This is a genomic window from Streptomyces sp. CA2R106 (genome assembly GCF_037034245.1).
In the GTDB taxonomy this organism is placed as follows: domain Bacteria; phylum Actinomycetota; class Actinomycetes; order Streptomycetales; family Streptomycetaceae; genus Actinacidiphila.
Window position 1 is genome coordinate 1 of the sequence record NZ_JBAGKC010000216.1, and the last position, 273, is coordinate 273.

The window sequence follows — 273 nt, forward strand, 5'->3', positions numbered from 1 at the left end:
CCGGAAGTCCTTGGTGAAGCGATCGTCGGCGGTCACGTCACGCCCCCTCGATCAGGGTGATCGCCCGCTCGGGGCAACTCGCGACCGCGAGACGGGCCTGACGCTCCTCGCCCGGTGCCACGGTGCCGTCGCCGGGAACCTCGCCGTAGCCCTCGACGTCCTCGCCGAACACGCCCGGGGCCATGTCGTAGCAGCGGCCGTGTCCTTGGCAGCGCCCGGAGTCGATCTGAACTTCCACAGTGAACCGTCCCCTTGTCGTGAAACCGATCTGCA

The 273-nt window shown here is 68.5% G+C and carries 1 protein-coding gene; it reads right to left on the reverse strand.

All coding sequences use genetic code 11. The features are described 5' to 3' along the window. Nucleotides 1–37: 37 nt before the first annotated feature. On the reverse strand, nt 38–273 hold a 236-nt coding region (locus tag WA788_RS35810), incomplete at its 5' end, for a ferredoxin (protein WP_335984724.1).